The organism is Nonomuraea sp. NPDC048892, assembly GCF_040649735.1.
Classification (GTDB): domain Bacteria; phylum Actinomycetota; class Actinomycetes; order Streptosporangiales; family Streptosporangiaceae; genus Nonomuraea; species Nonomuraea maheshkhaliensis.
In genome coordinates this window covers 267,228-289,783 of record NZ_JBEZFZ010000011.1, presented here as the reverse complement: position 1 = coordinate 289,783, position 22,556 = coordinate 267,228, and the positions used below count along the sequence as shown (strand labels likewise).

Genomic DNA, 22,556 nt, shown 5'->3' with positions numbered 1-22,556 from the left:
CCGCGGACCTGACCACCGGCCAGAGGCACGGCCACCGTCACCGGCGGCCGTGCCTCTCCCGTTCCCGCACGGGATGCAGCAGCGGGAAGGCCATACATCGCGCGGTTCAGAAGGCGGGGAAGGCCGCGCCCGAGGGGTGGAACGGCTCCCGCTCCCCGCGAAAGGCCCGCGAGGCCGCCGCGACCGCCCCGGGCCGCAGCTCCTCGACCCGGCCGGCCGCCGCCAGGGACGACAAGGTGGTGCCGCCCAGGTACGCCGCGCCCAGCTCGGCAGAGGTCAGCCGCAGATCGGCAGCGGCCCGCGTACGTTCACAGGTGACCGCCTCCCCACCGGCCCGCAGCCGGTAACGGCCGGCGTTCCACGGGCAGAACGGATCCTGCACCTCCACGACCACGTCCAGCGGCGCCGAGTAGCGGCGGGCCGCCAGCGCCCGCGGCACGTCCACCAGCCGCACCCACAGATTGTCGACCACCGTGGTGTGAGCCGCGCGCGGATCGGCCAGCAGGTGCTTCAAGGGCTCGTCCACCGCGCCGTCGTAGCTCAGGCCGGTGTGGGCGTCGAGGTCGATGAGGAAACGCCACAGCGCGGCGTACGCCTGCCGCGTGGTGGACACGAGCTCGACGACCCGCACCACCTTCTGCTTCGAGCGGTACAGGACGTACCCGCTCACCTCCCCGCCCGGCTCGGTGTGCACGGCGAACCGCAGCGCCGTCCCGCCGCCCTCACGCACCCGCTCCCCGTCGGCCAGCCGCGCCCGCCAGAACCGCTCCGTCCGGTCCACCCACCCGGCCCCGTCCCGCCGGGCGACGTCGTAGGTCTTCTCCAGCAACGGCAGCGCCTCCTGCCGGCCCAGCAGCCGGATCGTCCCGTCACCGAGATCGGCGCCGGGCCGCAGCGCCATGAACCTCTTGTCCCCCCGGATCTCGGCCACCTGGCTGGCCACCCCGTACCCGAACCGCCCGTAGATCGTCGCCTCGGCCGCGTTGAGCGCCGCGACCGGTTCGCCGCCCGACTCGTACAGGCCGGTGAGCTGCTCGCGCATCATCGCGGTGAGGATGCCGCGGCGCCGGTGCGTCGGCAGCACCGCCACCAGCGTGATCCCGGCGACGGGTACCGTCGCGCCGGGGACCGTCATGACGCGCCCGTAGACGGAGGCGCCGCCGACGATGTCCCCGCCGTCGAAGGCGGCCAGCGTGCGACCGGGATCGAGCGAGACGGCGGCGTTCCTGAGGCCGCCCTCGATCCAGTCCTGGCCGTACGTCGTGGTGACCATGCGAGCCCACGCGTCGACCTGGTCGGCGGTGATGACCCGCAGCGGGTAAGTCGTTGTCATGCCTCGTAGCCTGACCGGGTAAACAGGCGCCGCGCATCAGGCGATCTGCCTATTTATATGCTGGCGCGGTGGTGGCGGAACGCGTGGTCAGCCCGGTGTTCGTCGGCCGGGGCGAGGAGTCGGGCGCCCTGGCCGCGGCCCTGGAGGCCGCCGTCGGGCAGGGGCCGGCGGTGGCGCTGGTGGCGGGGGAGGCCGGGATCGGCAAGTCACGGCTGCTCGCCGAGTTCGCCCGCTCACTCGGGCCCGGCGTGCGCGTGGCCGAGGGCGCCTGCGCCGAGCTCGGCAGCGACGCCCTGCCGTACGCGCCGTTCGTCACCGTACTGCGCCGCCTGATCCGCCTGGACGGCGTGCTGCCCGGCCCCTACCGGCAACTGGCCCGCTGGTTCCCCGAGCTCGGCGAGCCGGGCGAGGCCGAAGGCGGCAAGCACCGCCTGTACGAGGAGATCCTCACGCTCGTCGAACGCGTGGCCGCCGACCGGCCCCTCGTCGTCTTCATCGAGGACCTGCACTGGGCCGACGCCGCCACCCGCGAGCTGCTCGGCTTCCTGGCCAGGAACCTCACCCAGCCCGGCGTCCTGCTCGCGATCACCCACCGCCCGCCCGGCCCCGCCGACGGGCAACTCGGCCCCCTGCTGGCCGAGCTGTCGCGCCGCCCGCGCACCACCATGCTGCGCCTGGAACGCCTCGACCGCCACGACGTCGCCCGCCAGCTGGCCGCCATCCTCGGCACAGAACCCGGCCCTGACGCCGTACGCCGCGTCCACGAACGCAGCGACGGCAACCCCCTGTTCGTCGAAGCCCTGGCCCGCGCCGGCGAACACACCCCCGACAGCCTGCGCGACCTGCTCCTGTACGGCCCCCGATCACTCCCCGGCCCGGCCCGCGACCTGCTCGGCGTCGCCTCCGTCGCAGGAGGCCGCCTCTCCCACCGCCTGCTGGCGCGGGTGAGCGGGAAGGACGGCGCCGCACTCGACGCCCTGCTGCGCGAACTCGTCGACCGCAGCCTCCTGCTCACCGCAGGAGACGGCTACGACTTCCGCCACGCCCTCATCCGGCACGTGGTCTACGAGGACCTCCTGCCGGGCGAACGGGCCCGCCTGCACGCCCGCTACGCCGAAGCCCTGCACGGCACCGGCGCCCACGCCGAACTGGCCGCGCACGCCCACGCCGCCGGCGACCACCGCACCGCCCTGACCGCCGCCTGCCACGCCGCCGACCAGGCCCGCGCCTCCTACGCCTACGAGGAGCAGGTCCGCATGCTGGAGCAGGTCCTGCGGCTGTGGGACCCGGACGTGCCCCTGGGCCGCGACGAGATCGACGTGTTGACCGACGCCGCGCAGGCGTGCATGCTCAGCGGCGACTACGCCCGCGGCATCGGCTACGCCACCTCTGGGCTCGCCGCCGTGGATCGGCGCGGCGATCCGGCGCGGGCGGCGCAGCTGCTGGAGCATCGCGGCAGGCTGCGCCATCGCCTGAACGGGACCGGGGTCAGCGACTGGGAAGACGCCCTGCGCCTGCTGCCCGCCGGCCCGGCCGGTCCCGCCGGCGTCCAGCGCGGGCAGTTGCTTGGAGTGCTGGCCATGGGCCTGCTGCCGGAGGAGGACAGGGCCCGCGCCTCGTTCGAGGAGGCGCTGGCCATCGGCAGGCGCACCGGCGACGCCACCGTCACGATCCGCGGCCTGCTCGGCGTCGCCTCCATGACCGGCGACCTCGGCATGCTGGCCGAGGCCCGCACCCTGGCCGGCCGCCTGGACGGTCACGACCTGCTCATGACCGTCCCCATGTACGAGGCCACCCTGCACACCAAGGCCGGCGACCACCCGCGCGCCGCCGAGGCGGCCCGCGACGGCATCCGTCACGCCCGCCGGTACGGGCTGGGCCGAAGCCGCGGCGCCGAACTGGCCCGTTACGCCGGCCGCAGCCTGATCCTTGCCGGCCGGTGGGAGGAGGCGGGCACCGTCCTGCGTGAAAGCCTTCAGGAGGATCCGCCGCCGCTGTCCCGCCAGGCCCTGCTCGTCCTGACCGGCTACCTGGCGCTGCTGCGCGGCGACGTTCCCGCCGCCGCCCGCGCCGCGACAGACGCCGAAGCCGCGTCCGCCGCAGAAATCTCGGCCGGTATCGACGCCTCGGCCGGCGTCGAAGCGGACGCCGGCGCCGGGCACCCCGCCGAGCGCTCGGGCAGTGCGAGCCTGTTTCCCCGCCATCAGCTGCTCTGCCTGCTCGCCGTCGCCCAGGGCGACCCGGAGCGCGCCGACCTGCTCCTGGAGCGGGCCCTGGCCGATCCGGCCCTGTACCGCGTCTACAGCAGTGACGCCCGCCCGGTCCTCCTTGCCGGCGCGCTCGCCCAGCGGGCCCGCCTCACCGCCGCCGCCGGCCAGGACCTGCGGGAGCGGGTGGCGCGGCGCCAGGCCGAACTCGCCGCGGCCGACGCCGCGCTCAGCGTGGACGGGCGGCTCGACCGCGCCTGGCGGATCATGCTGCACGCCCTGATCGGCGACGACGGCTGGGACGACGCCGTACGCGCCTTCCGGGAGCTGCGCCAGCCGTACGAGCTGGCCCTGAGCCTCTACCACGGCGCACGGGCCGCACTGGAGACCGGCGACCGGCCCGGCGCGACGGCCCGCCTCAGCGAGGCCGCGGCACTGGCCGCCGAGCTGGGCGCCGCGCCGCTCACCCGCGACATCGCCCTGCTCACCCGCCCCCGGCAGGCCGCCGACGGGCTCACCGAGCGCGAGCACGACGTCCTCAGGCTGATCGCCGAAGGGCTGAGCAACCGGCAGATCGCCGCCCGCCTGCACATCTCACCGAGCACGGCGGGCGTGCACGTCTCCCACATCCTGGCCAAACTGGGCGCCGCCACGCGGACCGAGGCGGCGGCCATCGCCTTCCGCGACGGCCTGACCGGCCCCGCCTAACCCGCAGCACCCCCGCCGGAAGGCGGCCGCAGGCCGAGCCACTGCTCGGCGCCCCACGCCGTGAACCGTTCCACCTCTTCGAACCCCAGCCGGGCCGCCAGCCGCATCGAGCGGATGTTGGCGGTCTGGGTGGTCAGGATCACCGGCTCGCCGGGAAGGACGCCGTCGAACCAGCCGAGCGCCGCCCCGCACGCCTCCCCGGCATACCCGGACCCCCACGCCCGCGGCAGGAACAGGTACCCGAGATCGGCCTTGCCCACCGCGGCCGGGCTGTGATGCTCGGCCGCCCTCCTGAGCTGGACCAGTCCGATCATCTCCCCGCCGAGCTCGACGACGAAGCTCCCGGCCGAGCGCCCCGGCACGTCGGGCAGCTCACGTTCCAGCTCCGCCCGCGGCCGCGCGCCCCCGAGGTAGGTGTGCACCCGCTCCGACGCCAGCAGCTCGACAAACGCCGTACGGTCGCGCGCCTGCGACTCGCGCAGCAGGAGCCGCTCGGTCGTGATCGGCTCAGGGGGCCAGGCGACGGGTCCGATCTTCATCATGGCGGGCAACCTACCGCGAGCACGACCCGGACACCGGGCACCCTCCACCCACCCCCGGAATCAACACTGTGATGACAAAAATCGACATAGTGTAGAATTTCATCGCAGGGGAGCGGCTCAGCCCCATCGACACCCCGCACGGAGAAAGCGATGCACACCCAGAACTGGCTCATCACCGGCGTCAGCACCGGCCTCGGACGCGCCTTCGCCCAAGCCGCCCTGACCGCCGGCCACACCGTCACCGGCACCGTCCGCACCCACGACGACCTGCGCGCCTTCGAAGCACTCGACCCCGGCCACGCCCACGCCCGCATCCTCGACGTCACCGACGGCGACGCCGTCCCGGCCACCATCGACGACATCGAACACACCATCGGCCCGCTCGACGTCGTCATCGCCAACGCCGGCTACGGCCTGGAAGGCATCTTCGAAGAGACCCCGCTGACCGAGGTACGGCGCCAGTTCGACGTCAACGTCTTCGGCGCCATGGCCACCCTCCAGGCGGCCCTGCCCCACATGCGCCGGCGCCGCCGCGGCCACCTGATGGCCGTCACCTCCATGGCCGGCCTCATGGCCGTGCCCGGCATGTCCGCCTACTGCGGTAGCAAGTTCGCCCTCGAAGGCGTCCTCGAAGCGCTCGGCAAGGAGGTCGCCCCGTTCGGCATCCACGTCACCGCCATCGAGCCCGGCAGCTTCCGCACCGACTGGGCCGGACGATCCATGACCCGCGCCGACCGCTCCATCACCGACTACGACGAACTGTTCACCCCGATCCGCCAAGCCCGCCGCAAGGCCAGCGGCAACCAGCTCGGCAACCCCGCCAAGGCGGGCGAGGCCGTCGTCCACATCGCCTCACTCGAACACCCGCCCGCCCACCTCGTCCTGGGCTCCGACGCGCTGCGGCTGATCGGCGCCGCCCGCACCGCCGTCGACGACGACATCCGCACCTGGCAGACACTCTCGCGCAGCACCGACTTCCCCGAAGGCACCCAGCTCTGATGCCCGCCCAGCACCCCCCGCGCGGCCGCCGCGCCGGCGAGCGCAAAGGCGACCTGCGCGAACGCGCCATCCTCGACACCTGCGAAGCCCTCCTGGCCGACAAGGGCCACGAGGCGATGACCGTCGGCGACATCGCCCAGGGCGCCGGCATCACCCGCGGCGCCCTGTACTTCTACTTCGGCTCCAAACAGGAGGTCGTCACCGCACTCGTGGCCCGGACCGTCCAGCACCTGCGGGAACGCTCCCGCGCCACGGCCGCGAGCGACGACCCGCGCCAGGCCATCACCGCCGCCATGCGCCGCACCGTCGAACTGTGGAACGAGCACGGCCTCGTCATGCGCACCGCCATCGACCTGTCGCTGACCGTCCCGGAGATCGGCGACCTGTGGCGCCACACAGCCGACCTGTTCATCACCGCCATCACCGCCGTCCTGGAGAAGGCGGGCGTCCCACCCGGCACCGGCCCCGACCAGGCCGCCGCCATGGCCCGCGCCCTGTGCTGGATGATCGAACGCAGCTTCTACCACGCCTCACAGGAACCCGGCGACAGCCTCCAACGCGCGTCGGCGACTTGCGAGCACATCTGGCTGATCACCGCCGGCCTGACCCCCTGACAGCCCGCGATCACTGCGCCGCGGAGGAACCCCGCCCCAGCACACAGAACTCGTTGCCCTCAGGGTCGGCCAGCACCACCCACGACACCTCACCCTGACCCACATCAGCGCTTCTGGCGCCCAGCTCCCGCAACCGGGCCACCTCAGCAGCCTGCTCCTGCCCGCGCTCCGGCAGCAGATCGACATGAATCCGGCTCCACACCGGCTCCGCCCCCGGCGTCTGCCGCACGAACTCCAGGAACGGCCCCACCTCACGGCCCGAACGCAGCACCGCCCGATCGTCACCCACCTCGTGCACGACCCACACGCCTGCCTGTCCGCCCTGGTGGCAGCACCTGCGGCACCTCCGCCAACGCCGTCGTCGACATCTCAGGACGCGTCGTAGCGCAGGCGGGAGGCGGCGACGTACGCGCGGTGCTGCTCGGCCCAGGTGATGAGTCCAGAGACCTGGGCCGAGAGCGTCTCCCCGACCGGGGTCAGGGCATAGTCCACCCGAGGCGGCGAGGTGGGGGTGACGGTGCGCTCCACCAGGCCGTCGCGCTCCAGGCTGCGCAGGGTGAGGGTGAGCATCCGCATGGCCCAGGCGGCGAAGCGGGTAATGAAGAAATTTTCAACGAAGTAGCGCCTGAACTGCGGAAACGTAGGAGTTGACGTCCTGTGGCGAGTTGATGATCACTGCCGCTGTACGGCAAGCTCGATCAGACCCGCTCGGACCATCTGGGCCTGATCTCCAAGTATCTGGAGTGGTAGACGGCCATGCCGATCGCCAGGCTTGGTTGCGCCGGTGTGGATGATGTATCCGGCGCACCCAGGCGGCTGAGTTTGATCACGTGTCTGTCAGGAAGGCCAGTGCGTCGGAGGTGAAGCGCTTATCGGTGAATGTGCCGCTGTGGCTGCGGCCTGGGTAGACGACGAGTTGGGCGTCGGGGATGCCCTCGACCGTGTACCGGGCCAGTTCCAGCGGGTAGACGAGGTCCTTGCCACCCTGGATCAGCAGTGTGGCCGCCTTGATGTTGTGCAGCCGACCGCGCACGTCGAAGCCGTCTTCGGCGTTGAGAACGGTGACGGCGTCGCTGTGGTCCTTGTGGTCGCTGTCCGACAGCCACAGCAGGCATCGGAGCAGTCTCTGGCCGATCGCTGATTCGGTAACGATCTCGGCCAGGGCGGGGCTGGGCCGCCTGCATTGGCGTGCACGTTCGATGTAGTTACGTTGGGCTCGCTTGCCCACAGGGCCGAGAGTGCAGGCCGTGCCCGCCAGGACCAGTCGGTTGACCAGGCCGGGATGGTCGGCGGCAAGTTGCAGGGCGATGGAGCCGCCGGTGGAGATGGCCAGTATGTTTACCGGGCCGTCGAAGGTGGTTTTGATCGCTTGCGCGTAGACGGCGGCGAGGCCGGCCATCGTCGTGGTTGACGGCAGCCCGGGTGGCCGGTTGACGACATAGACGGTGAAGTGTTTGGTGAACGGTCGCACCATCCGCATCGTGGACCAGCGTGCCAACCCCGTCGGGTTGGCCGCTTGCGGGGTGTAGAGCAGGACGACCAAGGGTGCTCCCGCGCCGGCGGACAGGTACGGCAGGCCGTTCATCATGGGGTGATCCCTTCTGTGACCGCGTCGATCAGACGGTTCATCACGGCCGGGTAGATCTCGGTGCCTAGGTGTTCGGCGTGCAGCGGGGTCAGCAGGACCGCGCGCAGCACGCCGAACAGGACTTGCGGATCGTCTTTCAGATGGGTGCTGAGGAACTGGAGCACATCGGCCGTCGGGCCGTCCGTCGCTGCGGCCATGCGCTCGGGGGTGAGCTTGGCGGCGACCGCGGCCATCTCCTGGGGCTGGGACATCAGCCGCCGGTAGAGCGGGTTGCTGTCGAGTTCGGCGATTGTGGCGCGCAGGAAGCGGCGCAGCGCGTCGCGGGTGTCGGCGCCGCGGTTGAGGCCCTCGTCGATCACCCGGCGCCGGACTTGCTCGCTCTGGCGCAGCATCGCCTCGAAGTACAGGTCCTCCTTGGAGTTGAAGAAGGCATACAGCGAGGACTTGGCGATGCCCGCAGGAGCGGTCAACTCTTCCAGGGACGTCTTGCGCAACCCCTGGGTCGAAAAGAGCTGGGTGGCAGTGTCGAGCAACTGCTCGGTGATCCGCAACCGCTCTTCCTCGGAGAACGCCGACGGCATGTTGTCTCCATTTGAACAGATTGGTTTATTGTTCACAGAATAGCTCTCGATAGGCAGGCGATGTCGTCCGCCGACTGCCCGATGTCCTCCTGTCCGGCGTGGTGTTCACCGTGCTGGCCGCCCTGTCCGGGATGGAACGCGAATACATACGCGACCGCACCCTGGAAGGCCACGAGTCCGCCCGCAAGAACGGCACGGCCATCGGCGGCGCCACCGTCACCGATGAGGCCATGCTGTCCATGGCCCTGCACCTGCGCGACCAAGACCTCAGCCTCCGCGAGATCGCCTCCCGCCTGGTCATCACCCAGAGCGCCAAGAGGAGCCGGCACCCCTCCCCGGCCACCGTCATACGCATGCTCCGCGACCACGACACCAGCATCACCGAGCTGGGCGCCGGAGCCGACGATGCGAAGCAACGGCCGTAGTCCCTTCGCAGGCGCACCACTTCCGGGAAGTCGATGTCGTACCAGTCCACGCCGGGCGGGGGATCACAACGGGCCATCCTGGGGTCCAGACCGCAGCCCAGGTCGAGCACCACACATCCGGGATGAGCGGCGACGAAGGCACGGACGACACCGTCGAGCATCTTGGCGCGCAGCGCCGTGGTGACGACAAGACTGGGCTTGACCTTCAGCTTGGCGAAGTCGTAATCGATGCGGCCGGCCAGGTCCGCGGAGAGCGTGTCACCGAGGATAGGGCCGGCCTGCTGGGCGTCCAGGGCTCTGGCGCGGAGAGTGAGCAGCAGCGTTTCCTGGATCAGCGAACGACGCTCGCAGGGGGAGACGGGGCGTAGGGCGGGCGGCACCCCGGCTCTGAGGTCATTCGCCGATACAACGAGGCAGCCCCGGGGGAGCCGCACATGACACCTCGCCGACCTATAGCACCCAATACGCGACAAAAGGGACACGCGTTCGCTTGGCGGATCCTGCCGCCCAGCAGGGGAGCGGCCTACCCGGCCGCGACCGCAACGCCGTACGGGGCAGGGGAGAAGCACGTCGGCACCGCCTTGACACACTCGCCGATTTCCACAGGTCAGAGCGCCATGGCGAGGCGCCACCACCCTAGAATCCGCCCACCTGGCGACGGCCGACGAGAACGGCGAACCGCCACCGACGACGTCCTGAAGAGCTCAGTGGATGGCCGCCGCAGAGACTACAAAACGTGCATTCAGTACGAAATCTACCCATACCATACAGAAGCCCCATTCTGTTCGGTATGGCATCGAAGCATGACCCGGCGCAGGCAGGGGGTCACAGCCGGTTGACGAAGCGGGCGGCGGCGCGCTGGCTCATCCCGGTCTCACCGCGCACGAAGAACACGGCTTCCTGGATCTGGCCGAGCGCTTTCAACTCGCGCACCTGATCGACAAGATCGACACTGATGCCGGGCCGGTTGCGCGGGCTCTTGGTGAGGCGTACCGCGAGGATGATCAGCCAGATGGCGCCGGCGGTGACGACGGCGGTGAGCGCGACGAGGCTGGGGGCGGCGATGTCGAGCGGGATCATGCGCTGCGCCTGCCCGCGCGGACGCGGATTATTCGGACTATCCGGTGCTACCGTAGTTGCTTGATAATGAACATTATGTCAAGTAACCGTTCCGAGGAGGGGCCGGACGCTCCCCTCCAGCGGGCGAGCGCCTCTTCGCCGCGTTCACGATCTGCGCTGCCGAATCTCGTTGGAGACGAGGGCCGCCTCATCGAACCTCCCCGCCGTCGACGGCGAGCCGGGCACCACTGGACGCATCCGGCCCGCGATCAACGACCGGATGGCGGCCCACCTCCCCGCAACTTCCGGTCCAAGTATTCGATCAGTGCGGATTCGCTTCGTTCGAGACGTTCCCGCCGGTCGCGAGGCAGCGACGCCAGGGCATCGACGAGGATTCGCCTCTGGGGAACGTGCACCATCGTGCCGGAGTAGACGCGGCAGCCGGAACACCAGGTGAACCCGACGCACCGCTCGAACATGGAGGACTCAGGCGGATGGCACCGGTACACGTATGAGCGGACGGGCGTCCCACAGGTCGCGCAGATCTGCCGGTCACCATCGGGAATCGTCCATCCGGCCGTGATCTTGAGCCACCGCTGCCGGCCGCCGGGCGCTCTTCAGTTGGTCATGCGGCCATTCTCCTCCATGGCAGGCTCTCCCCCGGTGTCACGCCCTCGCCGGGCAGGACGGGTGCGGCGGGTGGGAAGATTTTTCCGCCCTCTTCGTACGGTCCGTGAGGGTGATGAGATGGGCCGGGCGGGTGTGGTGAGCGGGGGTTTCGCGGGTGGGCGTGGTGGTGTGGCGGGTTCTGGGGGGCGTTGACGGGCGTTTTGACGTTGTGTTGATTCGCTGTCCTTGGCGGGAGATGTGGTTTTAGGGTGGAAGTCCTGCTATTCGCGCCGCGAGAGGAGCAGCACGTGGGGAACCAGTCGGTTTTATGTCCGATGTGTCGGGGGGTTCTGCCCGCTTCCGGTAAGGAGTCGTACACGGCGTCGCGGGGGCGGCTGATCGTGACCAACGGGTACTGCTCGGGCGGGTGTGCCGAGGCGGCGGATCAGGCGCAGCGGGTGACCCGGCAGCAGGTTCAGGAGGCGGCCCAGGAGGTGACGCAGCAGGTGGCGCGTCCGCGGCCGGCACCCTCCCCTGCTCCGGCGCCGGTTCCTGCGGGTGCGGGGCGTGCGCCGTTGCGGGTGGTGCGCTGATCGCTGGGGGTGGCCCGTCCAGGAGGGGGGACGGGTGGCCGCTCTCTTCGTCCGGTACGGCTCGTCGCGCGGGGCGCGGCGGGCCTTTTTCATGGATGGGCGCCGATCCTCAAGGCCCCAGGCCTGAACGGCCCATGAGCGGCATGTGGTAGCAGGCTCGCTCAGGGTGCCCTTCTCGCTGCCACGATCGCCGCAGCCGCCGCAACGTGGCGGGTCACTGCTGGTGCCGGAGGAGTTTCTCCAGGAGTCGCTGGAGTTCGTCGCGTTCTTGCGTTTCGAGTCTTGCGAGCCACTGCTCGAAGTTGTCGGACAGGGTCGCCAGTGCGCGATCGAGTACCTTCTGGCCGTCCGGAGTCACCACGAGGCGGTGGCGGCGCAGGTCGCCTTCGTCGATCTCGCGCTGGACGAAGCCCTTGGCCACGAGGTTGCGCAGGTACACCGTCACGCTCGCCTTGGGCATCATCAGCCGGGCGGCGAGTTCGGCCGGGTAGCGGCATTCGTCGACCTCGCCAAGTACGAAGAACTCCTTGGTGTCCAGGCCGAGCTCGTCGAGCTGCTCGCTGCAGCTGTTCATGACCGCGGTCAGCAGCCGGTGGTTGAGCCCCCAGATCCGCGCGGCGGTATTCACCTGGCGGGTGCTCCTTCCCGAGGATCGTACAGTCACTGATATTGTACAGTTTCGTACAACATCGATAGCTGTATTAGTGCTGTTGCCGTACTAGGATACGACCGGAACGGGATCATGGCTTCCATTCAGACCACGTCCATCTCCCGCGGCGGCTTCGAGCTTGCCGGGAACCTTCATCTCCCCGAGGGCTTCGACGCAGGCCACCAGCACCCGGCCGTGATCATCGCCACGCCGGGCAGCAGCGTGAAGGAGCAGATCGGCGCCAACTACGCCCGCGCCCTGGCACGGGAAGGCTTCGTCGCTCTGGCGTTCGACCCCGCCTACCAGGGCCAGAGCGGCGGGGAGCCCCGGGATCTGGAGGATCCCGCCGAACGGGTGGCCGATCTTCGCCACGCCGTCGACTTCCTCACCGCGCTGGACCACGTGGACGCGGAGCGCATCGGCGTCCTGGGCATCTGCGCCGGCGGCGGCTACGCCGTCAGCGCCGCGATGACCGAGCACCGCATCAAGGCGGTCGGCACCGTGGTCCCGGTCAACATCGGCCGCGCCTTCCGAGCGGCCATGGCAGCCTCCGGCTCCGTCACGGGCGTGCTCCAGGACGTGGCACGGCAGGCCACCGCCGAAGCGCGCGGCCGGCAGCCGGTCCGGCACCCGTGGATCCCCGACACCGTGCGGGACGCGGAGTCCGCCGGCATCACCGACATCGACGTGCTGCAGGCCGTGACCTACTACCGGACCCCGCGCGGCCACCACGAACGCTCGACCAACCGCCGCCACTACCGCAGCGACGCGCTGATTCTGGGCTTCGACGCCTTCCACCTCGCCGACGAGTTGCTGACCCAGCCCGTCCAGGTCGTCGTCGCCGGCGAGGGCGGGTCGACCGGCTCTCTCGACGACGGCCGGCTGCTGACCCGGCTGGCACGTCAGGCGGAGGACATCCTCGTCGTCGAGGGCGCACGCCACTACGAGATGTACGACGAGCCCGAGTACATCGCGCAGGCGGTCGAGCGCCTGAGCACGTTCTTCGGCAAGCATCTGGCCTGAGCCGCCACAAGATGAGCCGATGGCACGCCGGTCAACCGCACCCCGAGACGCCGGTGTCTAGTGGTGGCCGTGGTGGCCGTCGGTGGTGTGCCAGTAGTCGCGCGTCTGTACGGCGAGGCCGCCCGCGTCGAAGCGGGCGAAGACGCAACCCGCCAGGGTGATGGGGCGGCCGTCGTCGTAGGCGTGGACACGGAACTCGATGGCGGCCTGGTCGCCGTCGACGACGGGCGTGGCGAAGGTGACGTGGGGGTCGGTCTCGCCGGCGAAGGACCAGGTGATGTAGTCGGCGATGGCTTGCCGGCCGTGGTGCGGGGGGCGGAAGGGCATGCTGGTGTGGACGGCGTCGTCGCGGTAGAGGGCGGTGATGGCGGCGACGTCGTGGTGGGTCCAGGCGTGCTGCCAGGTGTCGGCGAAGCGCTGGGCGGCGGCGCGGGTGTCCATAGGCGGGCTCGTGCCCCTGGGCGGCGTCGCGTCTGCGGGCGGTGTCATGTCCGCAGGAGGCCTCATGGAGTGGCCGGGCCGGTGTAAGGGCGGGTGGCGGTGACGCTGGTCAGGGGCAGCGGCCCGTACAGGTGGGGGAAGCCGTTCTCGACGCGGACGTCGAGACCGGCCGGGTCGATGTCGAGGACGATCAGCGGTTCGGTGAGGTGGCTGTAGAAGGCGGTGTGGACGCCGTGCAACTGGGCCAGGTCGCGGCTGCAATGGATGAAGCCGACCTGGTCGAGGGTGCGGCCGAGGGTGGAGATGCGGTACTCCCCCGCGGCGCGGGCGTTCTCCCAGTCGGTGCGCAGGGCGAGGTGGTGGATCATGGTGTCCGTTCGCTGAGGGAGGGACGGCCGCGCTCCCCCGGCCGGCCAGGTGCGCGGGTCCGATGGCTGCGCTTCAGTGGCCGCCGGCGAGGTTGAGGACGACGACGCCGGCGATGATGAGCAGGATACCGCCGACCTTGACCAGGGTCAGGGTCTCGCCGAGGAAGGCGGCCCCGATGAGCGCGATGGCGGCCGTCCCGGCGCCGGACCAGACGGCGTAGGCCGTACCGACGTCGAGCTGGAGCTTCAGGACGCGGGCGAGCAGCAGGAAGGAGATGATGTAGCCGGCGGCGACGGTGATGCTCCAGCCGAGGTGGGTGAAGCCGTTGCTGAGTTTGAGCGCCGTGGTGGCGACCACTTCGGAGGCGATGGCGAGGGCGAGCAGGATCCAGGCCATGTGCGGGGCTCCAGACGAAGGCGGGATGGGGCGGGTGTGCCGCCAGTATCGTGGGTCCGCTCCCCCGCACGGGCGGGCGGGGTTGGGGGGAACGGCTTGAAAACGGAGTCGAATGCGTGTTCCACTGGGGATGTGGGTTGGGACGCGCTTGCGCTTGTCGACGCCGCCGATGAGCGTCCGCTGATCGAGCGGCGCGCGGTGGTGCGCGACGGCTTCTACGAGATGCAGGCCCGCACCGTGATCGAGCGGGTGCCGCAGGTCGCGGGCATCGCCCAGCGGTGGGCGGTCTCCCCCTACCGTGGCTGCGCCCATGCCTGCCGCGGCTGCGGCGCCCGCGCGGGTCACCGCCGGCTCGGCCTCGACGCGGGCGCCGACTTCGACACCCGCATCGTGGTCAGGCCCAACGTGGTCGAGCGGCTGCGGGCCGAGCTGACCCGCTGGGACGGCGCGGAGCTCGCGGTCGGGCTGGGAGGCGACTGCTACCAGGCGGCGGAGGAACGCTACCGGCTGATGCCCGGCGTGATCGGGGCACTGGCGGGCGCGGGGGCGCCGTTCACGGTCTACACCAAGAGCGCGCTGGTGCTGCGGGACGCGAAGCTGCTGGCGCGGGCGGGCGCGCGGGTGGCAGTGTCGATCGCGTTCGTGGACGAACGGATCCGGCGGGCGGTCGAGCCCGGAGCTCCACCGGCGCAGGCCCGGCTGGAGCTCGTGTCGGCGCTGGTGGAGGCGGGAGTGGAGTGCCGGGTGCTGATGTCGCCGGTGCTGCCGCTGCTGAGCGACGCCGCCGACCAGCTCGCGGCGACCGTACGGCGGATCGCGTCGGCGGGCGCGGCCGCGGTGGAGCCGGTGGTGCTTCGGCTGCCGCCGGGCACCCGGGAGTGGTACCTGAGCTGGCTGCAGGAGGCACATCCGCAGCTGGTGGAGCGGTATGAGGAGCTGTACGACCGGGCGGGCCTGCCGTCCGAGGGGTACGAGGGCCGGATCACGGGGCAGATCGCCCAGTTGTGCCGGATGTACGGGATGGGGTGCGGGGCGCCGGCGGTCGAGCCGCGTGAGCCGGTGGCGGCGCAGCTGGCCCTGGTGTGATCGTCGCGGCTGAGTGTGGATTTCTGCGCAGACCGGCGCCTTGACCGGTTTTAGCGTCGGCCTGGTCAGGATTGCAGGATTCCACGAGAGGAGAGATCTCATGACCGCGAAGGCCAGACGTCGTGGCCTCGCCGTCGCTGTCGCATCCCTCGCCGCCGCGGGCGTGCTCGGAGCGCCTGCCGCGAGCGCGTCGGCTCATCCGGTGCCGGGATGCAAGAGCAGGACGTACCCGGGGTATCAAGTCCAGCACGTGCACCTGTACCTGAGCGACCCGGCCGTGGCCGTGTGCAAGGCGTTCAAGCGGATCGGGGGCGGCAGGTTCCAGGTGTTCTACAAGATCAAGGGGCGCGGTGGCCCCCGGCAGGTGCAGGTCCGCAACGACGGGACGCGCGTGCGCGAGTACTTCGTGCGCGGCGGCACGGGGACGATCAAGGGCCGGCTGCAGGGGCAGCGCACGTTCTTCCGGACGTGCCGCCCGGACGGCACGGTGTGCGGGCCGTGGCTGTGACGCCCGCCCGAAGGACGGCCGCGATCGTGTAGACCCGCCCGGCGGTGCGCCGCGCGTTCCTGGAGGGGGACGTGCGGCGCCGGCGGGTCAGGGGGCGGCGGCCGGGGTGGAACGGGTGACGAGATGGTCAAGGGAGATGCCGAGCACGTCGGCCAGAGCCGCGATGGTGAAGAACGCCGGCGTCGCGATCCGGCCGGTCTCGATCTTGCGGAGCGTCTCGGCGGACATGCCGGCGGCCGCGGCGACCTCGACGATGCTCCGCTCCGCCCTGGCCCGTCGCAGCACCATGCCGAGCTGCTCGCCACGCAGGCGTTCTTCAGGGGTCAGCGGGGGTCGCACCATGACACCCATGCTATACCCCGGGATAGAAATACCGGACCAGACCGGCAGCCGCCCTCCCCCGGCGAACGTCACACCGGCCGAGGTCAGCGGTCGAAGGGGTCAGCGGTCGAACCAGCGGGCCGCGGGCGCGGTGAGCAGCGCGCCGGCGACCCCCAGCGGCAGGAGCACGCTCAACGGCAGCGACGCCCACACGAAGCGCTCCGCCAGCACCATCGACACCAGGTTGCCGCCACCCAGGATCGCCTCCACCGCCACCGCCGCCCACCGTACGAACGACCGCCGCGACCCCCACCGCAGAACCAGCCACACCATCACCACCAGAACGACGGCCGGCAGCAGGAACAACAGCAGAAACAGCGAGGGGGCGCTCGCCGCGGCCGCCAGCACCCCGCCCATCACGACCAGCCCCAGTACACTGGCGACCACCTGCACGATGAGCACCACCCGCGCGGTCCGCACGAGAGCGGGCATGGGCTCGACCGGGACACCGTCGCTCGTCACCCGATCATTGTGCCGCACGCCCGCACCAACCGGCCGAGGCCGGCAGGGAACCGGGCAGGAATCGAGAAGCACCCCACGCCGGACCGCGCCTAACGTGACGGCCATGGACATCACCATCCACGCCAGCTTCCTGCCGCACGACGACCCGGACGCCTCCCTGGCCTTCTACCGCGACCTGCTCGGCTTCGAAGTACGCGACGACGTCGGCTACCACGGCCTGCGCTGGATCACCGTCGGCCCCGCCGGCCGCCCCGGCGCCTCCCTCGTCCTGCAGCCGCCGGCCGCCGATCCCGGCATCACCGCCGCCGAACGCGTCACCATCGCCCAGATGATGGCCAAGGGCACCTACGCCGGCATCCTGCTGGCCACCGACGACCTCGACGGCCTGTTCGAACGGGCGCGTGCGGGCGGCGCGGAGGTGGTGCAGGAGCCGGTCGAGCAGCCGTTCGGGGTACGTGACTGCGCCTTCCGCGACCCGGCCGGCAACATGGTCCGCGTCCAGCAGCAACGCTGAGCCCCCGCGGCGGGCGCCAGGCCCACGTTCGTGATCTTCGCGGTCCGGAATTGACGGGGCCGTGTGGGAGGGTGGCGGCACCGGCCCCGGCGGCCGGACACCCCCTGCGTGAGAGAGGCGCCTTCCGTGCGAGGTCCCGGCCGTGCTCACCCCACCGGCGGCAACCCGGACCGCGGCGACACCAGTGAGGAGGACCGTCCGCGCCCGAAGGCCGGAGCGCGGATCGCCTCTGCCTTCTCCCCGCTGGCCGCACCCGGCTTCCGCCGCTACTACCTCGGCCAGACCGCCTCCTTCTTCGGCGACGCCCTGACCCCGCTCGCCGTCGCGTTCGCCGTGTTGCACCTCACCGGCTCCGCCGTCGACCTCGGCATCGTGGTCCTCAGCACCCGGCTGCCGATCATCGCCCTGACCCTGCTCGGCGGAGCAGCCGGCGACCGCTTCTCCCGCCGCTCCATCATGCTGATCGCCGACCTGACCCGCCTGGCCGCCCACGGCGCCACCGCCGTGCTCCTGCTGACCGGCAGCGCGCACCTGTGGACGCTGGTGGCCCTGCAACTGATCGCCGGCGCCGGATCGGCGTTCTTCAACCCGGCCGCCGTCGGGCTCGTCGCCTCCCTGGCCGGCAAGGAGAACCTCCAGGCGGCCAACAGCCTCATCTCGATCTCTCGCAGCACCGTGTCGATCGTCGCGCTGGGCGTCGCCGGAGCCCTCGTGGCGTGGGCCGGGCCGGGGTGGGCGATCGCGATCGACGCGATGACGTTCGCGGTGAGCGCCGCGTTCCTGGCCCGGCTCCCGCGCGACCTCCCCGAAGGCGGACGTGTCCCGGCGCGCGGGCTGCTGGCCGGCATCGGCGACGGGCTCGCCCAGGTGCGTCGGCGCACCTGGCTAGGGGTGTGGATCGTCCACCTCGCCGTCGCCAACGCGCTCGTGATCTCCCCCATCCTGGTGCTCGGCCCGTACGTCGCCGACCGCTCCCTCGGCGGCGCGCCGGCCTGGTCGGCGATCGGCATCGCCTACGCCGCCGGCGGGCTGGCCGCAGGCGTCGTCAGCGCGCACTGGCGGCCCGCCCGCCCCATGGTGGCCGCCCTGCTGGCGTTCCTGCTGATCGCGCCGCTGCCGGCCCTGCTCGCCGTGCCCGCACCCCTCTGGCAGCTCGTCGTCGCGGCCGTCGCCGCCGGCGGGCAGGTGACGGTGCACAACGTCATCCAGACCACGGCCCTCCAGCGGCACCTGCCCGCCGATGCCGTCGCGCGGGCGGCCTCCGTCAGCATGCTCGGCGCCCTCGTGGCGGCGCCCATCGGCATGGGGCTGGCCGGGCCCGCGGCCTCCTTCTTCGGCACGCGGCCCGTGCTGATCGCGTGCGCCGCGATCGCCGTGCTCATCACCGCCGTCACCTTGCCGGTGCCGGCGGTCTGGCGGCTCCGGGACGACTCTTCCGGCCCGGTCTCGTCAGTGTCCGGGTAATAACGCGCAGGATGTCGCAGGGGTGCGCCCGGGTAATAACTGGTGCTCCAAGCACACGGTGGATCCGTGGCCGAGCTGCGGGCGCCCGCGCGGCTCCGCGGCGTTCGTGGTCATGGTGTCAGGGCGGCGGGCAGGCTCGTTCGCCCGGCTCGCGGGCTGCGGGACCACCGCGCCCGCTCCGGCCCTGACGGCTCCGCCCGAGCCCGGCCCGGCAGGCCGTAATAAGGCGGTGGCCGGTCGCGGCCCGCGGCCGGGCCGTCGCAGCCGGGCGACAAGCCGGCCCCGCAGGCGCGTGCTCTGCCCGGTATCCGCCGGCGGGCGTCCCCGGCCGGCGCGTACGAATCTGTCCGGACGGTCACCGGGCCGCCGCCCGGACGGACCTCCTCCAGGCCGGGCCCCGCGCCGCACACCGGCGCGCCCCGCCACAGTTCTTCTCGCGAGCACAGGTGATAACTCCACTCCATCAGCGCCCGCACCACCCGCGGCCAGGGCAGCACAGCCCCAGGCCCCGGACAGCGGCAGGCGGGAACGGTCAACGACCCAGGACGAAAGCGCACAGGGCACGGCGAACCGGAGTCCGGCCCCGGCCACCTCGTGCCGGCGCCCGACGAAACGTCTCACCTCAGCCGGCCGGTAGCCCGCACGGCGCCCCCGGGAGGTCCTGATCGTCACCGCTGTCATGGTGTCTTCTGCCGACGAGGGCAGCGGGTCGCCATCTGCGCCGCGACCCCGTCGTCGCACCCAGGCTATGTCCCCGCGACGGCGCGAGTGTCCCCTGGTCAAGAAGCCACAGCAAGTTTTGACCTGGCCATGAGGTTCACCCGGTACGCCGTTGAATCCGGCACCTGAACCCGGCACCTGAACCCGGCACCTGAACCCGGCGCCTGAATCCGGCACCGCCCGGCTTGACCCGCACGCCCCGCCACCCGGCAAGCTGGACCCATGAGCCACTCCGTCGGACAGGTCGCCAGGATCGCCCGCATCACCGTACGCACCCTGCACCACTACGACGAGATCGGCCTGCTCACCCCCAGCGAACGCAGCCACGCCGGCTACCGCCGCTACACCGACGACGACCTCACCCGCCTGCAGCAGATCCTCCTCTACCGCGAACTCGGCTTCCCCCTCGACGAGATCGCCGTCATCCTCGACGCGCCCCACACCGACGAGCTCACCCACCTGCGCCGCCAGCACGAACTCCTCACCCGCAAGGCCGAGCATCTGCACGAGGTCATCGAAGCCGTCGAACGCGCCATCCACGCCCGCCAGGCCGGCATCGCCCTCACCCCGGAAGAACGCTTCGAGATCTTCGGCCACTTCCGACCCGAGGACCACGACGCCGAGGTCGAACGCCGCTGGGGACACACCCCCCAGTACGAGCAGAGCCGCGAGCGCGTCGCCTCCTACACCAAGGCCGACTGGCTCCAGCTCAAAGCCGAGACCGAGGCCATCAACGACGACTTCGTCGCCGCCTGCAAGGCCGGCCTGCCCGCCGACGGCCCCCACGCCATGGACCTGGCCGAACGCCATCGCGGCCACATGAACCGTTGGTTCTACGACTGCGACCACGAGCTGCACGCCTGCATCGGCGACCTGTACGCCGAGGACAGCCGCTTCATCGAGACCTTCGACGCCCTCCACCCCGGTCTCGCCGCGTATCTCGGCCAGGCCTTCCGCGCCAACGCCCGCCGCGCCGCCACGCCCTAACCCCGCTACATGCACTTGCGGGCATATAGCCGGTCGAGTATATTCACCGCCATGCCCTTCGACGTGCTAGCCGAACCCGCACGACGCCACATCCTCGACCTCCTCCTCCAACGCCCCCACCAAGTCAACGAACTCACCCACCACCTCGGCCTCACCCAACCCGGCACCTCCAAACACCTGCGCGCCCTCCGCCAAGCCGGCCTCGTCACCGTCCGCAAAGACGCCCAACGCCGCTGGTACGAACTCCGCCCCCAGCCCCTCGCCGAAATCGACGCCTGGCTCACCCCCTACCGCCGCCTCTGGAACACCACCCTCGACCGCCTCGAAACCCACCTCGACACCATGCACGACCACCCGGAAGACCACACCCCATGAACGAGACCCTCACCCTCCACCCCGACGGCCGCACCACCCTCCAACTCCAGCGCCGCCTCCCCCACCCACCCCACAAGGTCTGGCGCGCCATCACCACCCCCGAACACCTCTCCGCCTGGTTCCCCGCCGACGTCACCATCGACGGCGACCGCATCACCTACGGCTTCGGCCCCGACGGCCGCATCACCGAAAACGACCCACCCCGCACCTTCGCCCACACCTGGGGCGACGACGAACTCCGCTGGCACCTCCAGCCCGACGGCCAAGCCACCCTGCTCACCTTCACCCACACCTTCACCGACCGCCACGGCGCCGCCAGCTTCGCCGCAGGCTGGCACACCTGCATCAAGGCCATGCTCGCCCACCTCGACGGCCGCCCCACCCGCCTGCCGCAAACCCCCGACCCCGCCACGTCCGCACGCCTGCACGAGGACTACATCGCCATCCTCGGCCTGCCCGCCACCACCCTCCACACCACCGCCGACGGCCGCGCCGGCGTCCGCGTCGAACGCCAGCTCACCCGCCCCGCCCAAGACGTCTGGCAACTCCTCGGCGGCGCCGCCGCGCGGCCCGGCAGCCCGCCTCCCGAGGCGTTCACCGTCCCCGGCCTCAAAGCCGGACTTGTCACCCGCGCCGAGACCGCCGAGCTGCTCGCGTACGACACTCCGGAGGGCGGCGTGCGCTGGGAGTTCGCCGAGGGCACCGGGCAGGGCCCCCGCCTCATCGTCACCCACACCGGCGACACGGCCTTCTTCGACGCCTGGCGCGTCCGCGTCGAAGATCTGGCGGCTTCCCTCGTTGAGTAGGGTTTTTGAATAATGGGGTCGATGTGTTCTGCATCGACCCTCGGCCTTTACGCTGTAGATCACTACATGGTGAGGCCCAGCGCGGCCGCCGTCACCGCCCGCGCCCGCTCCGGCGCCACCAGCAGATCCGTCGAATCCGTCAGCTGATCCACACACCCCAGCAGCGGCAACCCGGCCACCACCGCATCCCCCACCGCCGCCATCAGCGCCCCCGCGAACCGCTCCCCGTCGATCACCCGGAACGGCCGCTCGAAGAACGGCCGCACCCGATCGTCCAGCCGCTCGGCCAGCCCCGCCCGGTTCTGCCAGCCCGCCACCCGCGCGTACGCGGCCGACAGCCCCTCCTCCCGATCCCGCCACGACCGCGCCGCCATCGCCGACCCCAGCGACTCGGCCAGCTCCGCCGAGCCCGGCATCCGCGCCAGCGCGCTGCCCAGCCATTTCGCGTACGGCGGATAGCGGCGGCGCAGCAGCAACGCCAGCCGCATCACCTCCCGCGCCAGCCGCGCCCCCACCACGGCCGAGCCCAGCTCGTCACCCACCTCCGCGCACCGGCCGGGAAACGGCTCCTCCTGCCAGATCCGGCGCCACTGACAGGCCAGCACATACCGCCACACGTCCTGCGGATACCAGCGCAACGCCGCCCTGGCCGCCTCCAGCCCCGGCTCCCCCAGCCCGTCGCAGAACACCTCGCCCCGCGTCACCTCCGCCAGGCGCTGCCACGGCACCGACAGCCAGTCCAGCAGGCTCACCCCCTCGCGCGGATCGAAACCGAGCCGCCCGCGCAGCCACCCGCCCAGCTCCGTCACCGTCACCCCGGGCCGCACCGCGCCGTGGTAGCCGAACACGGTGGGGTAGCCGGCGAAGCGTTCCGGCAGCCCCGCCACCACCTTCGCCTCCACCTCGGCCACCCGCTCCCCCGGCACGAACAGCAGCACCCTGGGGCCCCAGTCATGGTCGGCCGAACGCGCCGTGTCGAACTCCAGCACCTCCGAGCCGGGCCCGATCAGCGCCGCCCCGTGCGCGACCCCCGTCAGCAGAGGGGCCACCACTTCGCCGTAGAAGGCGCGCGACAACTCGATACCAGGTACAAAATCGGACATCACTCCGCCAACTT

Annotated in this window: 27 protein-coding genes; 12 read left to right on the top strand and 15 right to left on the bottom strand. The window is 71.3% G+C overall.

Annotation, left to right across the window (positions count from 1 at the left end):
* Nucleotides 1-106: 106 nt before the first annotated feature.
* On the bottom strand, nucleotides 107-1,333 hold the full coding sequence (locus AB0C28_RS32790; RefSeq protein WP_357859521.1) for a GNAT family N-acetyltransferase: 1,227 nt from the start codon (nucleotides 1,331-1,333) through the stop codon (nucleotides 107-109).
* 68 nt (nucleotides 1,334-1,401) lie between these two features.
* Between AB0C28_RS32790 and AB0C28_RS32785 the strand changes: the two genes are divergently transcribed.
* Nucleotides 1,402-4,248, top strand: a complete 2,847-nt coding sequence (locus AB0C28_RS32785; protein ID WP_358079892.1) for an AAA family ATPase — start codon at nucleotides 1,402-1,404, stop codon at nucleotides 4,246-4,248.
* On the opposite strand, the gene AB0C28_RS32780 is transcribed toward AB0C28_RS32785, so the two are convergent.
* Entirely contained in the window at nucleotides 4,245-4,790 is a 546-nt protein-coding gene (locus AB0C28_RS32780; protein WP_358079891.1) for a GNAT family N-acetyltransferase, read from the bottom strand. The two genes, AB0C28_RS32785 and AB0C28_RS32780, sit on opposite strands and share 4 nt — an antisense overlap.
* 150 nt (nucleotides 4,791-4,940) lie before the next feature.
* Here AB0C28_RS32780 and AB0C28_RS32775 point away from each other — a divergent pair, with 150 nt between their 5' ends.
* The gene (locus AB0C28_RS32775; RefSeq protein ID WP_358079890.1) at nucleotides 4,941-5,789 is read left to right on the top strand and encodes an oxidoreductase; all 849 of its coding nucleotides are present in this window, start codon (nucleotides 4,941-4,943) and stop codon (nucleotides 5,787-5,789) included.
* Nucleotides 5,789-6,403 carry a TetR/AcrR family transcriptional regulator gene (locus AB0C28_RS32770; protein WP_358079889.1) on the top strand — a complete coding sequence of 205 codons (615 nt, stop codon included), beginning with the start codon at nucleotides 5,789-5,791 and terminating at the stop codon, nucleotides 6,401-6,403. Before AB0C28_RS32775 ends, AB0C28_RS32770 begins: the two co-directional genes overlap by 1 nt.
* Nucleotides 6,404-6,413: 10 nt before the next feature.
* Here AB0C28_RS32770 and AB0C28_RS32765 read toward each other — a convergent pair whose 3' ends face one another.
* The 5 genes from AB0C28_RS32765 to AB0C28_RS32745 form a co-directional block, all read right to left on the bottom strand.
* On the bottom strand, nucleotides 6,414-6,710 hold the full coding sequence (locus tag AB0C28_RS32765) for a VOC family protein (protein WP_358079888.1): 297 nt from the start codon (nucleotides 6,708-6,710) through the stop codon (nucleotides 6,414-6,416).
* 62 nt (nucleotides 6,711-6,772) lie between these two features.
* A complete protein-coding gene (locus tag AB0C28_RS32760; protein ID WP_358079887.1) occupies nucleotides 6,773-6,973 on the bottom strand; it encodes a helix-turn-helix domain-containing protein in 201 nt (66 codons plus the stop codon).
* Between the two features lie 256 nt (nucleotides 6,974-7,229).
* The gene (locus AB0C28_RS32755; protein WP_358079886.1) at nucleotides 7,230-7,991 is read right to left on the bottom strand and encodes an alpha/beta hydrolase; all 762 of its coding nucleotides are present in this window, start codon (nucleotides 7,989-7,991) and stop codon (nucleotides 7,230-7,232) included.
* A complete protein-coding gene (locus AB0C28_RS32750) occupies nucleotides 7,988-8,572 on the bottom strand; it encodes a TetR/AcrR family transcriptional regulator (RefSeq protein WP_358079885.1) in 585 nt (194 codons plus the stop codon). The genes AB0C28_RS32755 and AB0C28_RS32750 overlap by 4 nt, the downstream gene beginning before the upstream one ends.
* Nucleotides 8,573-8,597: 25 nt before the next feature.
* Nucleotides 8,598-9,239: a class I SAM-dependent methyltransferase gene (locus AB0C28_RS32745; protein WP_358079905.1), complete on the bottom strand. Its 642-nt coding sequence runs from the start codon at nucleotides 9,237-9,239 to the stop codon at nucleotides 8,598-8,600.
* On the opposite strand from AB0C28_RS32745, the gene AB0C28_RS32740 reads away from it, so the two are divergent.
* Nucleotides 9,120-9,365, top strand: coding sequence for a hypothetical protein (locus AB0C28_RS32740; RefSeq protein ID WP_358079906.1), 246 nt, complete (start codon nucleotides 9,120-9,122; stop codon nucleotides 9,363-9,365). The two genes, AB0C28_RS32745 and AB0C28_RS32740, sit on opposite strands and share 120 nt — an antisense overlap.
* A gap of 457 nt (nucleotides 9,366-9,822) precedes the next feature.
* Here the strand turns inward: AB0C28_RS32740 and AB0C28_RS32735 are convergent, their stop codons facing one another.
* Together AB0C28_RS32735 and AB0C28_RS32730 are read right to left on the bottom strand one after the other, a co-directional pair.
* Nucleotides 9,823-10,077 carry a hypothetical protein gene (locus AB0C28_RS32735; protein WP_357859550.1) on the bottom strand — a complete coding sequence of 85 codons (255 nt, stop codon included), beginning with the start codon at nucleotides 10,075-10,077 and terminating at the stop codon, nucleotides 9,823-9,825.
* 1,395 nt (nucleotides 10,078-11,472) lie between these two features.
* Nucleotides 11,473-11,886: a MarR family winged helix-turn-helix transcriptional regulator gene (locus AB0C28_RS32730; protein WP_357859553.1), complete on the bottom strand. Its 414-nt coding sequence runs from the start codon at nucleotides 11,884-11,886 to the stop codon at nucleotides 11,473-11,475.
* A gap of 114 nt (nucleotides 11,887-12,000) precedes the next feature.
* Here AB0C28_RS32730 and AB0C28_RS32725 point away from each other — a divergent pair, with 114 nt between their 5' ends.
* Nucleotides 12,001-12,930 carry an alpha/beta hydrolase gene (locus tag AB0C28_RS32725; protein ID WP_357859556.1) on the top strand — a complete coding sequence of 310 codons (930 nt, stop codon included), beginning with the start codon at nucleotides 12,001-12,003 and terminating at the stop codon, nucleotides 12,928-12,930.
* Between the two features lie 57 nt (nucleotides 12,931-12,987).
* On the opposite strand, the gene AB0C28_RS32720 is transcribed toward AB0C28_RS32725, so the two are convergent.
* The 3 genes from AB0C28_RS32720 to AB0C28_RS32710 all read right to left on the bottom strand — a co-directional run bounded on the left by AB0C28_RS32720 (nucleotide 12,988) and on the right by AB0C28_RS32710 (nucleotide 14,136).
* Nucleotides 12,988-13,419 carry a nuclear transport factor 2 family protein gene (locus tag AB0C28_RS32720; RefSeq protein ID WP_358079884.1) on the bottom strand — a complete coding sequence of 144 codons (432 nt, stop codon included), beginning with the start codon at nucleotides 13,417-13,419 and terminating at the stop codon, nucleotides 12,988-12,990.
* 14 nt (nucleotides 13,420-13,433) lie between these two features.
* A complete protein-coding gene (locus tag AB0C28_RS32715) occupies nucleotides 13,434-13,739 on the bottom strand; it encodes a DUF952 domain-containing protein (protein WP_358079883.1) in 306 nt (101 codons plus the stop codon).
* 73 nt (nucleotides 13,740-13,812) lie between these two features.
* Nucleotides 13,813-14,136 carry a multidrug efflux SMR transporter gene (locus AB0C28_RS32710; RefSeq protein ID WP_357859565.1) on the bottom strand — a complete coding sequence of 108 codons (324 nt, stop codon included), beginning with the start codon at nucleotides 14,134-14,136 and terminating at the stop codon, nucleotides 13,813-13,815.
* A 132-nt stretch (nucleotides 14,137-14,268) separates the two neighbouring features.
* Between AB0C28_RS32710 and AB0C28_RS32705 the strand changes: the two genes are divergently transcribed.
* Together AB0C28_RS32705 and AB0C28_RS32700 are read left to right on the top strand one after the other, a co-directional pair.
* Nucleotides 14,269-15,222, top strand: coding sequence for a radical SAM protein (locus AB0C28_RS32705; RefSeq protein WP_357859568.1), 954 nt, complete (start codon nucleotides 14,269-14,271; stop codon nucleotides 15,220-15,222).
* 100 nt (nucleotides 15,223-15,322) lie between these two features.
* Nucleotides 15,323-15,730, top strand: a complete 408-nt coding sequence (locus tag AB0C28_RS32700; RefSeq protein WP_358079882.1) for a hypothetical protein — start codon at nucleotides 15,323-15,325, stop codon at nucleotides 15,728-15,730.
* 87 nt (nucleotides 15,731-15,817) lie between these two features.
* On the opposite strand, the gene AB0C28_RS32695 is transcribed toward AB0C28_RS32700, so the two are convergent.
* Complete coding sequence (locus AB0C28_RS32695) at nucleotides 15,818-16,072, bottom strand: helix-turn-helix transcriptional regulator (RefSeq protein WP_346101996.1); 255 nt, start codon at nucleotides 16,070-16,072, stop codon at nucleotides 15,818-15,820.
* A 99-nt stretch (nucleotides 16,073-16,171) separates the two neighbouring features.
* Nucleotides 16,172-16,573, bottom strand: a complete 402-nt coding sequence (locus AB0C28_RS32690; protein WP_358079881.1) for a hypothetical protein — start codon at nucleotides 16,571-16,573, stop codon at nucleotides 16,172-16,174.
* A 103-nt stretch (nucleotides 16,574-16,676) separates the two neighbouring features.
* Here AB0C28_RS32690 and AB0C28_RS32685 point away from each other — a divergent pair, with 103 nt between their 5' ends.
* The 5 genes from AB0C28_RS32685 to AB0C28_RS32665 all read left to right on the top strand — a co-directional run bounded on the left by AB0C28_RS32685 (nucleotide 16,677) and on the right by AB0C28_RS32665 (nucleotide 21,439).
* Nucleotides 16,677-17,087, top strand: coding sequence for a VOC family protein (locus AB0C28_RS32685; RefSeq protein ID WP_358079880.1), 411 nt, complete (start codon nucleotides 16,677-16,679; stop codon nucleotides 17,085-17,087).
* 126 nt (nucleotides 17,088-17,213) lie between these two features.
* The gene (locus AB0C28_RS32680) at nucleotides 17,214-18,551 is read left to right on the top strand and encodes an MFS transporter (RefSeq protein WP_358079879.1); all 1,338 of its coding nucleotides are present in this window, start codon (nucleotides 17,214-17,216) and stop codon (nucleotides 18,549-18,551) included.
* A 942-nt stretch (nucleotides 18,552-19,493) separates the two neighbouring features.
* Nucleotides 19,494-20,258: a MerR family transcriptional regulator gene (locus AB0C28_RS32675; protein ID WP_358079878.1), complete on the top strand. Its 765-nt coding sequence runs from the start codon at nucleotides 19,494-19,496 to the stop codon at nucleotides 20,256-20,258.
* Between the two features lie 51 nt (nucleotides 20,259-20,309).
* On the top strand, nucleotides 20,310-20,633 hold the full coding sequence (locus tag AB0C28_RS32670; RefSeq protein ID WP_357859582.1) for a metalloregulator ArsR/SmtB family transcription factor: 324 nt from the start codon (nucleotides 20,310-20,312) through the stop codon (nucleotides 20,631-20,633).
* Complete coding sequence (locus AB0C28_RS32665; protein WP_358079877.1) at nucleotides 20,630-21,439, top strand: SRPBCC domain-containing protein; 810 nt, start codon at nucleotides 20,630-20,632, stop codon at nucleotides 21,437-21,439. The genes AB0C28_RS32670 and AB0C28_RS32665 overlap by 4 nt, the downstream gene beginning before the upstream one ends.
* A 62-nt stretch (nucleotides 21,440-21,501) precedes the next feature.
* Here the strand turns inward: AB0C28_RS32665 and AB0C28_RS32660 are convergent, their stop codons facing one another.
* On the bottom strand, nucleotides 21,502-22,542 hold the full coding sequence (locus AB0C28_RS32660; protein ID WP_358079876.1) for a DUF4037 domain-containing protein: 1,041 nt from the start codon (nucleotides 22,540-22,542) through the stop codon (nucleotides 21,502-21,504).
* Nucleotides 22,543-22,556 lie beyond the last annotated feature (14 nt).

Bases quoted from the DNA above. Each gene is read 5' to 3' on its own strand.
- AB0C28_RS32790 (WP_357859521.1), bottom strand. From the start codon at position 1,333: ATGACAACGACTTACCCGCTGCGGGTCATCACCGCCGACCAGGTCGAC.
- AB0C28_RS32780 (WP_358079891.1), bottom strand. From the start codon at position 4,790: ATGATGAAGATCGGACCCGTCGCCTGGCCCCCTGAGCCGATCACGACC.
- AB0C28_RS32775 (WP_358079890.1), top strand. From the start codon at position 4,941: ATGCACACCCAGAACTGGCTCATCACCGGCGTCAGCACCGGCCTCGGA.
- AB0C28_RS32770 (WP_358079889.1), top strand. From the start codon at position 5,789: ATGCCCGCCCAGCACCCCCCGCGCGGCCGCCGCGCCGGCGAGCGCAAA.
- AB0C28_RS32760 (WP_358079887.1), bottom strand. From the start codon at position 6,973: ATGCTCACCCTCACCCTGCGCAGCCTGGAGCGCGACGGCCTGGTGGAG.
- AB0C28_RS32755 (WP_358079886.1), bottom strand. From the start codon at position 7,991: ATGATGAACGGCCTGCCGTACCTGTCCGCCGGCGCGGGAGCACCCTTG.
- AB0C28_RS32750 (WP_358079885.1), bottom strand. From the start codon at position 8,572: ATGCCGTCGGCGTTCTCCGAGGAAGAGCGGTTGCGGATCACCGAGCAG.
- AB0C28_RS32740 (WP_358079906.1), top strand. From the start codon at position 9,120: ATGAGCGGCGACGAAGGCACGGACGACACCGTCGAGCATCTTGGCGCG.
- AB0C28_RS32735 (WP_357859550.1), bottom strand. From the start codon at position 10,077: ATGATCCCGCTCGACATCGCCGCCCCCAGCCTCGTCGCGCTCACCGCC.
- AB0C28_RS32725 (WP_357859556.1), top strand. From the start codon at position 12,001: ATGGCTTCCATTCAGACCACGTCCATCTCCCGCGGCGGCTTCGAGCTT.
- AB0C28_RS32720 (WP_358079884.1), bottom strand. From the start codon at position 13,419: ATGACACCGCCCGCAGACGCGACGCCGCCCAGGGGCACGAGCCCGCCT.
- AB0C28_RS32715 (WP_358079883.1), bottom strand. From the start codon at position 13,739: ATGATCCACCACCTCGCCCTGCGCACCGACTGGGAGAACGCCCGCGCC.
- AB0C28_RS32710 (WP_357859565.1), bottom strand. From the start codon at position 14,136: ATGGCCTGGATCCTGCTCGCCCTCGCCATCGCCTCCGAAGTGGTCGCC.
- AB0C28_RS32700 (WP_358079882.1), top strand. From the start codon at position 15,323: ATGACCGCGAAGGCCAGACGTCGTGGCCTCGCCGTCGCTGTCGCATCC.
- AB0C28_RS32695 (WP_346101996.1), bottom strand. From the start codon at position 16,072: ATGGTGCGACCCCCGCTGACCCCTGAAGAACGCCTGCGTGGCGAGCAG.
- AB0C28_RS32685 (WP_358079880.1), top strand. From the start codon at position 16,677: ATGGACATCACCATCCACGCCAGCTTCCTGCCGCACGACGACCCGGAC.
- AB0C28_RS32675 (WP_358079878.1), top strand. From the start codon at position 19,494: ATGAGCCACTCCGTCGGACAGGTCGCCAGGATCGCCCGCATCACCGTA.
- AB0C28_RS32670 (WP_357859582.1), top strand. From the start codon at position 20,310: ATGCCCTTCGACGTGCTAGCCGAACCCGCACGACGCCACATCCTCGAC.
- AB0C28_RS32665 (WP_358079877.1), top strand. From the start codon at position 20,630: ATGAACGAGACCCTCACCCTCCACCCCGACGGCCGCACCACCCTCCAA.
- AB0C28_RS32660 (WP_358079876.1), bottom strand. From the start codon at position 22,542: ATGTCCGATTTTGTACCTGGTATCGAGTTGTCGCGCGCCTTCTACGGC.